This window comes from Stenotrophomonas sp. CASM106, from assembly GCF_049384825.1.
Taxonomy (GTDB): domain Bacteria; phylum Pseudomonadota; class Gammaproteobacteria; order Xanthomonadales; family Xanthomonadaceae; genus Stenotrophomonas; species Stenotrophomonas muris.
The window spans coordinates 363,192-375,752 of sequence record NZ_JBMRFS010000001.1; the positions used below are offsets into that span (position 1 = coordinate 363,192).

General features: G+C 62.9%; 10 protein-coding genes. 7 read left to right on the forward strand and 3 right to left on the reverse strand.

Annotation, left to right across the window (positions count from 1 at the left end; translation table 11 throughout):
- The first annotated feature begins 1 nt into the window (after position 1).
- Together VG556_RS01695 and VG556_RS01700 are read left to right on the forward strand one after the other, a co-directional pair.
- Positions 2 to 3,193, forward strand: a complete 3,192-nt coding sequence (locus tag VG556_RS01695) for an efflux RND transporter permease subunit (RefSeq protein ID WP_033835656.1) — start codon at positions 2 to 4, stop codon at positions 3,191 to 3,193.
- On the forward strand, positions 3,190 to 3,465 hold the full coding sequence (locus VG556_RS01700) for a hypothetical protein (protein ID WP_019184735.1): 276 nt from the start codon (positions 3,190 to 3,192) through the stop codon (positions 3,463 to 3,465). The genes VG556_RS01695 and VG556_RS01700 overlap by 4 nt, the downstream gene beginning before the upstream one ends.
- 15 nt (positions 3,466 to 3,480) lie before the next feature.
- Here VG556_RS01700 and VG556_RS01705 read toward each other — a convergent pair whose 3' ends face one another.
- A complete protein-coding gene (locus tag VG556_RS01705) occupies positions 3,481 to 4,578 on the reverse strand; it encodes a UvrD-helicase domain-containing protein (RefSeq protein WP_033835655.1) in 1,098 nt (365 codons plus the stop codon).
- On the reverse strand, positions 4,556 to 6,136 hold the full coding sequence (locus VG556_RS01710) for an ATP-dependent nuclease (protein WP_033835654.1): 1,581 nt from the start codon (positions 6,134 to 6,136) through the stop codon (positions 4,556 to 4,558). The genes VG556_RS01705 and VG556_RS01710 overlap by 23 nt, the downstream gene beginning before the upstream one ends.
- A gap of 274 nt (positions 6,137 to 6,410) precedes the next feature.
- On the opposite strand from VG556_RS01710, the gene VG556_RS01715 reads away from it, so the two are divergent.
- Complete coding sequence (locus tag VG556_RS01715; RefSeq protein WP_033835653.1) at positions 6,411 to 7,463, forward strand: DNA-binding protein; 1,053 nt, start codon at positions 6,411 to 6,413, stop codon at positions 7,461 to 7,463.
- Between the two features lie 20 nt (positions 7,464 to 7,483).
- On the opposite strand, the gene VG556_RS01720 is transcribed toward VG556_RS01715, so the two are convergent.
- Positions 7,484 to 8,242, reverse strand: a complete 759-nt coding sequence (locus VG556_RS01720) for a hypothetical protein (RefSeq protein ID WP_223224790.1) — start codon at positions 8,240 to 8,242, stop codon at positions 7,484 to 7,486.
- 125 nt (positions 8,243 to 8,367) lie between these two features.
- Here VG556_RS01720 and VG556_RS01725 point away from each other — a divergent pair, with 125 nt between their 5' ends.
- The 4 genes from VG556_RS01725 (at position 8,368) to VG556_RS01740 (ending at position 12,559) form a co-directional block, all read left to right on the forward strand.
- Positions 8,368 to 8,718 carry a helix-turn-helix domain-containing protein gene (locus VG556_RS01725; protein ID WP_043033515.1) on the forward strand — a complete coding sequence of 117 codons (351 nt, stop codon included), beginning with the start codon at positions 8,368 to 8,370 and terminating at the stop codon, positions 8,716 to 8,718.
- A gap of 174 nt (positions 8,719 to 8,892) precedes the next feature.
- Positions 8,893 to 9,312 (forward strand): transcriptional regulator CopL, encoded by a 420-nt coding sequence (gene copL / locus VG556_RS01730; RefSeq protein WP_012480218.1) that lies wholly within the window; start codon positions 8,893 to 8,895, stop codon positions 9,310 to 9,312.
- A gap of 113 nt (positions 9,313 to 9,425) precedes the next feature.
- Complete coding sequence (locus VG556_RS01735) at positions 9,426 to 11,294, forward strand: copper resistance system multicopper oxidase (RefSeq protein WP_012480217.1); 1,869 nt, start codon at positions 9,426 to 9,428, stop codon at positions 11,292 to 11,294.
- Positions 11,291 to 12,559 carry a copper-binding protein CopB gene (locus VG556_RS01740; protein WP_005413421.1) on the forward strand — a complete coding sequence of 423 codons (1,269 nt, stop codon included), beginning with the start codon at positions 11,291 to 11,293 and terminating at the stop codon, positions 12,557 to 12,559. The genes VG556_RS01735 and VG556_RS01740 overlap by 4 nt, the downstream gene beginning before the upstream one ends.
- The last annotated feature ends 2 nt before the right edge of the window (positions 12,560 to 12,561 follow it).

Below are 12,561 nucleotides of genomic sequence, written 5' to 3' on the forward strand. Positions count from 1 at the left end.
CATGCTCGAACGCCTCATTGGGCTGTCCATCCGCCATCGCTGGCTGACGCTAGTGCTCACCGCTGCGCTGGTTGCGCTGGGCGTGTGGAGCTACCGTCACCTTTCCATTGACGCCACACCCGACATCACCAACGTCCAGGTCCAGATCAACACCCAGGCCCCGGGTTACTCGCCGCTGGAGGCCGAACAACGGGTCACCTTTGCCATCGAAACGGCCATGGCCGGTCTGCCCAAGCTGGACTACAGCCGCTCGCTGTCGCGCTACGGGCTTTCGCAGGTCACCGTCGTCTTCAAGGACGGCACCGACCTGTACTTTGCCCGCCAGCAGGTCGCCGAGCGCCTGCAGCAGATCGCCTCCCAGCTTCCCGAAGGGTTGGACCCGGAAATGGGGCCGATCTCCACCGGGTTGGGCGAGATCTTCATGTACACCGTGGAGGCCGAGCCCAACGCTCGCAAGCCCGACGGCACCCCGTACACGGCCACGGACCTGCGCACCCTGCAGGACTGGGTGATCCGGCCGCAGCTGCGCACCACGCCCGGCGTCACCGAGGTCAACACCATCGGCGGCTTCGAGCGGCAGATCCACATCACTCCCGATCCAGCTCAGTTGGTGGCGCTGGGCTTCACGTTGAACGACGTGGTCGCCGCGGTCATGCGCAACAACCAGAACATCGGCGCCGGCTACATCGAGCGCAACGGACAGCAGTTCCTGGTGCGCGTGCCGGGCCAGCTAGCCAATCTGGAGGCAATCGGCAACATCGTGCTGGACCGGCGCGATGGCGTGCCCATTCGGGTGCGCGACGTCGCTAGCGTGGGCGAAGGCAAGGAGCTGCGCACGGGCGCGGCCACCCAGAATGGCCACGAGGTCGTGGTCGGTACCGCCTTCATGTTGTTCGGCGCCAACAGCCGGGAAGTCTCCCAGGCGGCCGCGGCCAAGCTGGATGCCGCCAACGCCAGCCTGCCTGCCGGCGTCCATGCCAAGGCCGTCTATGACCGCACCGCACTGGTGGATCGCACCATCGGCACGGTGTCCAAGAACCTGATCGAGGGCGCGCTGCTGGTGGTGGTGGTGCTGTTCCTGCTGCTGGGCAATGTACGCGCCTCGTTGATCACCGCGGCGGTGATCCCGTTGGCGATGCTGTTCACCATCATCGGCATGGTGCGTGGCGGCGTGTCGGGCAACCTGATGAGCCTGGGCGCGCTGGACTTCGGCCTGATCGTGGACGGGGCGGTGATCATCATCGAGAACTGTCTGCGCCGGTTCGGCGAGGCGCAGCACGCGCTGGGCCGCCAGCTCAACGATGAAGAGCGCTATGACCTGACCGCCTCGGCCACCGCCGAGGTGATCCGTCCCAGCTTGTTTGGCCTGGGCATCATCGCCGCGGTCTACCTGCCGATCTTCGCGCTGTCCGGGGTAGAAGGAAAAATGTTCCACCCGATGGCGATCACGGTGGTGCTGGCCCTGACCGGCGCCATGGTGTTGTCGCTGACCTTCGTGCCGGCGGCGATCGCCAGCTTCCTGCGCGGCCGTGTGGCTGAGCACGACAACCGCCTGATGCGCTGGTCGCGTGCCCGTTATACGCCGCTGCTGGATTGGGCCCTGCGTCGGCGCGTGGTGGTGCTGGCCGGCGCGGCCGTGCTGGTGGTGGGCTGTGGCGTGCTGGCCACCCGCTTGGGTTCGGAGTTCGTGCCGAGCCTGGATGAGGGCGACATCACCTTGCAGCCCATGCGTATTCCCGGCACCAGCTTGGAGCAGTCGGTGGCCATGCAGGAAACGCTGGAGAAGCGCCTGGCCCAGTTCCCGGAGGTGGCCAACATCTTCTCAAAGATCGGCACCGCCGAGGTGGCCACCGATCCTATGCCGCCGTCGATGGCCGACACCTTCCTGATGCTCAAGCCCCGCGACCAGTGGCCCGACCCGCGCAAGCCCAAGGCCGAGCTGGTGGAAGAGCTGGAGGCGGCGGCCAAGGAAATCCCGGGCAGCAACTACGAGTTCACCCAGCCCATCCAGATGCGCACCAACGAGTTGATCTCCGGCGTCCGTTCGGACGTGGCGGTCAAGGTCTACGGCGACAACCTTGACCAGTTGACGCGCCTGGCCAGCCGGGTCGAGCGGGTCATGCGTAGCGTCCCCGGCGCCGAAGACGTCAAGGCCGAGCAGGTCTCCGGCCTGCCGCTGCTGACCATCATGCCAGATCCGGCGGCATTGGCACGGTATGGCCTGAACCCGGGCGATGTGCAGGAAACGGTGGCCACCGCCATTGGGGGCAGTGTTGCCGGCCAGTTGATCGAGGGCGACCGCCGCTTCGACCTGGTCGTGCGCCTGCCCGAAGCGCAGCGCCAAGACCCCGCTGTGCTGGCAGATCTGCCCATTCCGCTGCCGGCAAGCACCAGTGTCGATGAGTCCAGCCGTCTGGCCGCCGGCGCCAATGGGGGGCCTCGCACGGTGCCGCTGCGGGAAGTGGCGAAGATCCAGGTAGAGCGCGGGCCCAATCAGATCAACCGCGAGAACGGCAAGCGCCGCGTGGTGATCACCGCCAACGTGCGCGAGCGCGATCTGGGCGGGTTCGTCGGCGAGTTGCGCACACGCATCGGCCAGGATGCCGCGCTTCCAGAGGGCTACTGGATCGATTACGGCGGCACCTTCGAGCAGCTGATCTCGGCCACCCAACGCCTGGGCGTGGTCGTTCCGGTGACACTGGCGTTGATCTTCGCTCTGCTATTCATGGCCTTCGGCTCGGCCAAGGATGCGGCCATTGTGTTCAGTGGCGTGCCGCTGGCGCTGACCGGCGGTGTGCTGGCACTGGCTCTGCGCGGGATTCCGTTGTCGATCTCTGCCGGTGTGGGCTTCATCGCGCTGTCGGGCGTGGCCGTACTCAACGGGCTGGTCATGATCGCCTTCATCCGCCGTCTGCGCGAACAGGGCGATCCGCTAGACGACGCTGTGCGCGACGGCGCCCTTGGACGCCTGCGACCGGTGTTGATGACCGCCCTGGTAGCCTCGCTGGGCTTCCTACCCATGGCCTTGAATGTCGGTGCTGGCTCGGAAGTGCAGCGGCCGCTGGCCACTGTCGTCATCGGCGGCATCGTCTCATCCACCGCATTGACCTTGTTGGTGCTGCCGGTGCTCTATCGTTGGCTGCATCGCGACCGAGCTCCCCGCGCCGGTAGCACTGCTTTGGAGTCCCCATGAACGAGCTCAACCTGGAACAGGTCCGTGCGGCGATGTTTACCGACCCGGGCGTGAAAGCGGTGGACGACCTGCGCCTGGTCGCCGGTGAGCATGGCCGTGCGATCGCGGCCACCATCACGGTCGCGGCGCCCTCGGTCGACCTGGACCTGGTACATGCTGTGATTGCCCAGGTCCTGGCCGATCAATTCGGCATCGATCAGATCATGCTGTGTTTCAACGACCCGGGCCCGGTACCGCCGCCGCCCACCGCGGCGCCGTTAAAGAAGATGTGATCGCAGCCCCTGGCTCTATGCGTCTGCGCTGGCAGGCGCATAGAGCTGATGACCCGGCAACGCGCACGCGCCGGCATACACAAAGGCCACGCTTTGCCGCGCCCGGGCGAAGGCCACGTAGTATTTCGGCGGCGCGGTGATACGCGCTGCATCGGCCGTGCGCAGGTACTGCGTCAACGGCCCGTTCGGAAAGATGAGGACCCGACTGTAGGTGCGGCCCTTGCACTGCCCAAAGTTCACCGCCGGCAGTCCGTCGCACGCCTGCCGCCGGTCATGCCGGAGCACGGTGGGGGCGAACTCCTGCATGTACGCGGCCACATCCCCTGGAGCGACGAGGTAGATGCCATCGTGTCCGGTGACCTCGCCATTGCCTGATTGGGTCCGCGGCATCTGCGGATAGAGCGTGTCAGCCATATCGCACAGGGCCTGGACGCAGCGCAGACTGGTGAGGCGGTGATCCAGCCGGCATAAGTCGTCGGCCTCCCAAATCTGAAACAGCGCTGCCAGATTCGGACCACGGTATTGGCTGTACCTTTGCGCATAGTTGGTGGCATACGTGGCTTGGCGCGTATCGCCTACCAACGTGATGGCAATCTCGCTCTTCAACAGCCGTTCGACCAGATCCAGATCAAAGCCGGCCAGATCCTGGACTTCGTCGATGTAGAGCTCGTCGTACATCGCCGCCAATCGCGCCACGACCTGGCCTTGGGTCAGCTCATCGCAGCGCACAGCGAAATCGGCCGCTCGGTCCGAATACATCCGGTTGCCCGCCAGGTAGTGGCGCGCCACCTGGGTGCGTGGGGCGCGGTTGTTGGTGACACCTTCTACGAACAGGATGGTCTCGATGCGAGGCTCAGGGCAAAGCGCAGCTTGGTACGGGCGAATGCACTGGCGCAGCAGAAAGCCATACCAGCTGTGCAAGGTGACATGCGCGGGGACCGCGCCTGCGTGGGCCTCAAACGAGCGCCGGATCTCTTCTAGGTTTTCCAGCGTGTAGGTGACAATCGCGATGCGGCGCCCAGGTCGCTCCAAGGCCTGCCGGACCAGCAACGTGGTCTTGCCCGAGCCGGCTGCCGAGAGCAGGACCCGGTTAGGTGATGGCACGCTGGACATAGTCCGGGAACCTGATCGAGTGCGGGCTATTGAAAATCGCCAAGGCCGTATCGGTCTTATGGCCCTTCATGTACTTGAGCAGCGCCACCTCATCGGCAAAGGCCTTGCCCAGCACGGTATTGAGTTCGGCCAGCGAGTTGGCTTTGATCAGCTGCTCTTCCAGCGAAGGGGCGCTCTCGTCGGAATCGTAATAGATCGCGTTGATGTGCTCGGCATAGCGCTCTTGCACAACTGCGATATCACCGTCGTTGTCGGTGATCACCTTGGCCTGAATCCTCAGTCGATCGGCAATCTGCAAGAAGCGTTTGAATGCCAACGACTTGACCGAAATGATGTCTACGCCGTGAGCCATCGGCGCCACGCCGTGATGGTCACTGTAGGCACGCTGCACGATCAGTTCGTCGGAAGGGCCTTCCACCAGGATCGCCTGCTTGGCCAGGATCAACCGCAGCGTGTCGTGGCCCGGCAGCTTCATGAAATAGTCGTGGGTATCGCTGGGCAGCTGGTCCAGCTTCATCTGGCCTTGCGCGCTGAACAGGATCACGTTGTCCACGCCCAGCTTGTTCAACACGAAGCTGCTGTGGGTGGCGATGATCACCTGCTGGGCGGTGGAGTGGGCCGCAATCTTGTCGATCAGCTGGGTCATGCTGGAATAGGACAGATGGTTCTCCGGCTCCTCGATCAGCAGCACGTGAGCCGCGCCGGCCGCGTGCATCGCCAGCTTCATCTTCACCGCGCTTTGCTCGCCCTTGCCGGCCTGGATGAACGGGAGCTCATCCAGGTAGGGTGACAGGCTGGTTTCCCACGTTGAGCGCGGCGATGTGTCCACGCCTACCGTCAATGCCCTGTGGCTGATGTCCCCGGTGTGCTCGGTCAAGTAGGCATTGATCGCTGCCACATCCGCTTCTTCGGAAAAGCTCTGCCGCATGCGGCGGAAGCTCAGCGACAGCGAGACGCGCTGCGCAGGCGTCAGTGCCTGCTCGATGATGCCGGCGATATAGCGATCGGCACCGGACAAGGTCTTGATGCCGTGCGTGTCGATGATGGTCGAGTCGAACGGAATACTACGGGCGGTGACGCCATTGTTGGCGAAGGAGTACCAGCGCACCGTGTAGTACTCCACCGGCAGGCTGACCGCGCCCTGGTGCTGCTGCAGGTAGGCGTTGAACTCCTCGCGGTAGTCGTCGTTGAGCTCGACCAGCAGCCGGATGCCGGCGGTATCCAGACGCAGGGAGTTGTTGGTGCCGCGTAACGACGCCAGCGCGGCGTCGGCGCCCAAATAGGCTTCGATGGAGATCCGTGGCGGCGAGGCCGGCGTGCCCGTGGCAAGCGCTCCCAAGTACTCCTGCACCATGGGCTGGTGGAACAGGTAGGGCGTGAGCTCGTAGGCAAGATTGCGCCCATGCAGCTGGCCGGTGACCACCGCGTGGATGGCCTCCAGCAGGGTGGATTTACCGACCTCGTTGTCGCCCACCACCAGGTTCATGTGGGCATTGAGGGGCAGGTCCAGATGGCGAAACGACTTGAAGTTGTCGATGACGATACGTTCGATCGGCATGCACAGTCCTTTGATGGCCAACGGGCTCGGTGGCGGAGCCTGCCTGCACCCTGGCTGGCCTCCTTTCCGCTCTGGGCCATACTACCCAGCGATCGCCGGCCCTGGGCGGTTTCGTACTGCTTGGGACGCGGGGAAGGGTCAGAATCCGCCTTACGCGGGATAATTCAATATTATCCCGTATAATTATTTTCGCCGACGAGCGGTCGTCTACCTGCTTTAATAGTATGTAATTACATGGTATGTAATACATTACGAAATAAAGTGAGGTGGCACGATGGCGCGCGCAGGACTCTATAAGAGTGACGTCCAGAAGGCGCGCGACGCGCTGCTGGCCCAACGCAAGAAGCCGTCAGTCGACGCGGTGCGAGTGGCCTTGGGCAACACGGGCTCCAAGACCACGATCCACCGCTACTTGCGTGAACTGGAAGGAGAGGAAGGCGGCGGTCCGGCGAGGACGGTAGCCGTTAGTGATGCTTTGCAGGACTTGGTTGCGCGCTTGGCCTCGCGGCTCCAGGAGGAAGCAGAGGCCATCCTCACCCAGGAGCGTGAGCGCCATCAGGCTGAGCTCCACAGTCGGCAACAGGCGCTTTCCGGTGCCCAAGAGGAGGCTGCCGCCTTGAGCAGTCGGCTGCAGCGCACCGAAGCAAGCCTGCACCAAGAGCAAGCTGCTCACGCCCTCCTTCAACAGAATCTAGGTGACAGGATCGCGGAAATCGCCCAGTTGAACGAGCGCATCGCTGGCATGACGGTGCGGCTGGCTGATCATGAGGCGCATACGCGTTCTCTGGAGGACAAGCATGCCCATGCCCGGGAAGCGCTTGAGCACTACCGCACTTCAACCAAAGAGCAGCGTGAGCAAGAGCTTCGCCGTCACGAGCATCAGGTCCAAGAGCTGCAAGTAGCCTTACGTCAGGCCAATGAAGCCTTGGGCGCGAAGAATCAGGAGCTGTTGGTGCTGAACCGCGACAATGGTCAATGGCTGGAGCGCCACGGGCGGATTGAGCGTAAGCTTGCCCAGCTACGACAGGCCCACGAAGGCCAACACAGCGAGGTCGTGGCGTTGCGCCAGACCGCGACGGACTATTTGGCACTGCAGGAGCGCTGGAAGACTGACGCCAAGACCTTGGATACCATGCGCAACGAGCTAGCTCAAGTTCAAGACACCCTTGCGCGGGAGCGTGAGCGCCGCGAGAGCGCTGAAGCCGATGCGTTGCGTGCCAATGCACGTCTTGAAGCGCTAGAGCCTCTACTGAATCAACTGACGCCAGCACAAAATGCGGTGAAGAAAACTCGGCGCGGCCATGCGCAAGATGGGGGAGCCGACTGACGAGGCTGCTCGTTTGTCTGCTAGCGGCTGGGGTGGCGCTCACCTGTCCAGTACGCCCATTCCATAGGGACGACCCAATCTACAAACAGTTTGGCTACTGAGGACTCCGGTGCCAAATGATAGGGCTTGAACATGCCTTGCTCGGGCGAACTGGTCATCAGGTAGCGCAGGCGCTTCTGGACCTCCTGAAAGATGGCTTCCCGCACATGGGCGCTGTCGTGCACGCCAAGACGCATCGCCACCGAGGCACCTTGGCGTACCGCCGCCCAGCAGCAGTAACGCCACCGCGCGATCGGCAAGCCCCGCGGTCCGGATTGAAAGACGAACCCCACATCACGTGCCCAGCCTGGGTCGAAGTGATGTTTGAGCAATTGCTGCTCCAGAAACTGCTCGGTCTCCCAGAGTGCAAGTTCATCCCACAGCTCCAGTTTCGCGTCCGCCAAGTCTACATCGTGTGCCATATCGCCGAGTTGGTCTTCCAGCACCGGGAGCAGGTGCCTGCGCTCGTGGGTAGACCAGGCGAAAGCCCATTGCAGATCTTCGATGGGCGTGACCTCGGCATCGGGGCGGATCTGCCATCGATCCGCTGGCCAGGGAACTTGGATCAAGGCCAAGTCTCGCAGCGTGTCCAGCACCAGCAAGGTGGAGCGGCGTGTGGGCGCCACCGGTAGGCGTCGTAGCTGCGCGGCTAACAGTGCGGCTAGGAAAAGGGTGCCACGAAGGCCCAACTCCTCGATGCTGGCGACCCCAGATGGCGTCATTGACGAGGTTCCGGGCATGCGGTTTCCGGGGATGAGGGAGCGGCGTGGCTCCTGGGGGGGGGGTGGCGGCGCTACCGGTGTCGCCGGTTGCCTCAAAGCTAAGAATATCTTAGTATGCAAGGCAGGGCACATCCGCCATCCTTATGGGGTCTCCATGGGGTGCGCGCGTGACTTTGTCCGTCGACTCAACACCGACCTTCGCTCGACGCCTCAAACAAGCCCGCCTGCACACGGGTTTGTCGCAGAAGGAGTTGGGCATCCGGGCCGGTCTGGATCCTCACGTGGCCAGCCCCCGAATCAACCAGTACGAGCGTGGCAAGCACGAGCCCATGCTGGAGATTGCTGAGCGGTTGGCCCAAGCGTTGGGGATCCCCGCCGCCTTCCTTTACACCGACGATGATCTGCTGGCCAAGTTGCTCCTGCGCTGGGGCTCGCTAAGCAAGCAGCAGAAGCGCGAGTTGGTGAAGCTGATCGAGGCCACGCCCGAGAAGTAAACCGAACAAGCGCTCGCCCTATGGGCAACTCTTCGCCTCAACCCGCCCTTTGGGCGCTTCTGGAGGGAGCTGCAGTGTCCGCGGCTAGTGCGACTGACAAGTCGCGACATCTCAGGCTTACTTGAGATTTTGTTCACGACCGATACACACGCGCCTTGTCTAAAGTGATATACCATGTCGCCCGTGTCAGCCTCCTCACTTCTACTGCGACTGTTCCTGATCGCCATGCTCGTGCTTAACGGCGCGTGGTCGGCGTTTGCGTCCGTCAGTATGAACCCGGTCATGGAAGAGCAGGCCAGCGAAGTGGCTGCCGCGGTGCAAGTCGACGAAGACTGCTTCGCCCATCACAGTGCTGAGCATCATCCCGATGCCACATCGATTGAAAAGGCTGGCACTGGGCATGGCGACCATGCCGGTCCCGACTGTTGCAAGTCTTCTGCGTGCCGGTGCGCCTGCGTACACGCTTGCGCGAGCGCACTTCCTGCGCGCCTGCATGTTTCGGTGCAACTGGCCTTGGGCCTGGATGTCATGCCGCTGCCCCTAGGGCATGCGGCACCTGCCTTGCCTCATCTGATCCGACCACCGATCGGCTAAGCGTCCCTAGGCGCCGCAATGGCGCCGTTGGTGTGGCTTGCATGCCTGTTTAGGCCAGCCGCCCGCTCTGTACCACCGCCCGCCGGTGGCAACACGACGCTTGGAGCATTTTCATGTCGCATGATGATTTTCGTGGTCCACGCGGTGGACCGCTGCTGCCTTCGCGGCGGCGATTTGTCCAAGGCTTGGCCTTGGGAGGCGCAGTCGCAGGATTAGGTTTCTGGCCCAAAGCCAGTTGGGCGCTCAAGGGGCCGGGACAACCCAACGTACTATCGGGCACTGAGTTTGACCTGACCATTGGCGAGACGCCGATGAACTTCACCGGCAAGACCCGCACCGCGATCACGGTCAACGGGTCCGTTCCGGCGCCGTTGCTGCGGTGGCGGGAAGGCACCACGGTCAACTTGCGCGTCTCTAATGCATTGCCCGCTAACTCCATCCATGGCGCGGACACCTCCATCCATTGGCACGGCATCATTTTGCCGGCCAACATGGACGGCGTGCCGGGTCTGAGCTTTGACGGTATCGGACGTGGTGAGACCTACCACTACCGGTTCACCCTGCATCAGGGCGGAACCTACTGGTACCACAGCCACTCAGGGTTCCAGGAACAAGCCGGGCTCTATGGCCCGATCGTCATCGACCCATTGGAGCCGGAGCCCTTCAGTTTCGATCGCGACTACGTCGTGATGCTGAGCGATTGGACAGACCTGGACCCGACGGCCCTGTTCGATCGTTTGAAGAAGATGCCGGGCCATGACAATTACTACAAGCGCACGGTCGGCGATTTTGCGCGCGATGTGAAGCGCAACGGCCTGTCGGCCACGTTGGAAGATCGCAAGATGTGGGGCGTGATGCGGATGACGCCCACGGACCTGTCCGACGTCAACGCCAACACCTACACCTACCTGATGAACGGCACGACCTCACTGGGCAACTGGACCGGTTTGTTCCGCAGTGGCGAGAAGGTGCGCCTGCGTTTCATCAATGGCTCTGCCATGACGTACTTCGATGTGCGTATTCCGGGGCTGAAGATGACCGTGGTGGCGGCAGATGGCTTGTATGTCCATCCGGTTTCCGTCGACGAGTTCCGCATCGCGGTAGCAGAAACCTTCGATGTGATCGTGGAGCCCTCCGGGCAGGACGCATTCACCATCTTTGCCCAAGACTCCGGTCGCACCGGCTACATCAGCGGCACGCTCGCTGTGCGCGAAGGATTACGCGCGCCCGTTCCGTCTGTGGATCCCCGGCCGCTGCTGACGATGGCAGACATGGGCATGGATCATGGGTCGATGGATATGTCTGGCGGCAGCAAGGGCATGGAAGGCGGCTGTGGTGCGGCCATGGGCATGCCTGGCATGACCCCACCTGTCAGCGGTAACGCGACCTCGGCCCATGCAGGCCATGCGATGCCCGCCGCCGGCGATGGTGCCATGGCAGGCATGCAGCACGGGGGCATGCAATCACACCCTGCTAGCGAGACCAACAATCCCCTGTTGGACAACCAAGCCATGAGCGTGAGTTCGCGCTTGGATGATCCGGGCAATGGCCTGCGCGATAACGGCCGTCATGTGCTGACGTATTCCATGCTCAAGAGCACCTTTGAAGACCCTGACGGACGCGACCCCGGTCGCGAGATCGAGCTGCATCTGACCGGACACATGGAGAAATTCTCCTGGGGCTTCAACGGTCAGAAGTTTTCCGATGTCGAGCCGCTGCGGCTGAACTACGGCGAGCGTATGCGCATCGTATTGGTTAACGACACGATGATGACCCATCCCATCCATTTGCACGGCATGTGGAGTGACGTGGAGGACGACAACGGCAACTTCATGGTGCGCAAGCACACGGTGGATATGCCGCCAGGTAGCCGACGCACGTATCGCGTGCGTGCCGATGCGTTGGGCAGCTGGGCGTTCCATTGCCACCTGCTTTATCACATGGAAGCCGGAATGATGCGCACGGTGAGGGTCGACGAATGAACATCAATAGACGCGATACCACCCTGACTGCGCTGACGGCTATCTCGCTGGCCCTGGCCAATGCGGCCAGCGCCCAATCTATGCAGCACGGCTCCATGCAGATGGAGCAGGGCGCGCAGACCCAGACTCAGGATCACTCTGCACATCAGGCACCGACATCAAAACCTGCGCCAGCCCAAAAGCCTGCAACACCGGCCAAGACGAGCGAAGCGACGATCGATCATGCGGCGATGGGCCACGCCGAGCCGCAGGCTAACGCAGCCGAGCCTGCCATGCAGGGCATGGACCATTCGCAGATGGGGCACGGCTCGCCCGCGAGCACACCTGCGGCGCCCACAGCGCAGGCGCAGTCGATGCAGGGCATGGATCACAGTCAGATGGCACAGCCCGCTGCAGCCGACACCTCCGGCACGGCCACGCCTGCGATGCAGGGGATGGACCATTCGCAGATGGGCCATGATTCGCCCGCGCCCGCTACACCAGAAGCGGGAATGCAATCGATGGAGGGCATGGACCACAGTCAGATGGGACACGGGCCTGCAGCGCCAACGCAGCCGCGCACCCCGATTCCCGCGGTGACGGACGCGGATCGCAAGGCGGCCATCGCGCCGGAACACGCGCATCCGGTGCATGACAACTCGATCAAGAGCTACGTGCTGCTCAATCGCCTGGAAACCTGGGATGCCGATCCGGGCACCGGGCTGGGCTGGGAGGGCCAGGGCTGGATCGGTACGGACCTCAATCGCGTCTGGCTCCGCAGTGAAGGCGAACGCACGGATGGTCAGACCGAGTCGGCTGATCTGGAAGTGCTTTACGGCCGCAGTATCTCCACGTGGTGGGATGTGGTGGCCGGTGTGCGTCATGACTTCAAGCCTGGGGCATCGCAGAACTTCGCCGCTATCGGTGTACAGGGCTTGGCGCCGATGAAGTTCGAAGTGTCCGCCACAGCCTATCTCGGCGAAGGGGGCCAGACTGCCGCCAATGTCGAGGCCGAGTACGAATTGCTGCTAACCAACCGGCTGATCTTGCAGCCGCTGGTGGAAGTCACCGCCTATGGCAAGAACGATCCATTGCGCGGGATAGGTTCGGGTCTGAGTGCCGCTGAGGCGGGGCTACGACTTCGCTATGAGTTCACCCGAAAGTTCGCTCCCTACATCGGCGTGGTGTACGAGCGCGCGTTTGGCAATACCGCAGACATGCGACGCGAGCATGGCGAGTCCTTTGAAGACACGCGCTTGGTCATCGGCCTTCGTACCTGGTTCTAAGG

Coding starts and splice junctions, on each gene's coding strand:
- VG556_RS01695 (WP_033835656.1), top strand. CDS start 2: ATGCTCGAACGCCTCATTGGGCTGTCCATCCGCCATCGCTGGCTGACG.
- VG556_RS01700 (WP_019184735.1), top strand. CDS start 3,190: ATGAACGAGCTCAACCTGGAACAGGTCCGTGCGGCGATGTTTACCGAC.
- VG556_RS01705 (WP_033835655.1), bottom strand. CDS start 4,578: ATGTCCAGCGTGCCATCACCTAACCGGGTCCTGCTCTCGGCAGCCGGC.
- VG556_RS01710 (WP_033835654.1), bottom strand. CDS start 6,136: ATGCCGATCGAACGTATCGTCATCGACAACTTCAAGTCGTTTCGCCAT.
- VG556_RS01715 (WP_033835653.1), top strand. CDS start 6,411: ATGGCGCGCGCAGGACTCTATAAGAGTGACGTCCAGAAGGCGCGCGAC.
- VG556_RS01720 (WP_223224790.1), bottom strand. CDS start 8,242: ATGCCCGGAACCTCGTCAATGACGCCATCTGGGGTCGCCAGCATCGAG.
- VG556_RS01725 (WP_043033515.1), top strand. CDS start 8,368: ATGGGGTCTCCATGGGGTGCGCGCGTGACTTTGTCCGTCGACTCAACA.
- copL (WP_012480218.1), top strand. CDS start 8,893: ATGTCGCCCGTGTCAGCCTCCTCACTTCTACTGCGACTGTTCCTGATC.
- VG556_RS01735 (WP_012480217.1), top strand. CDS start 9,426: ATGTCGCATGATGATTTTCGTGGTCCACGCGGTGGACCGCTGCTGCCT.
- VG556_RS01740 (WP_005413421.1), top strand. CDS start 11,291: ATGAACATCAATAGACGCGATACCACCCTGACTGCGCTGACGGCTATC.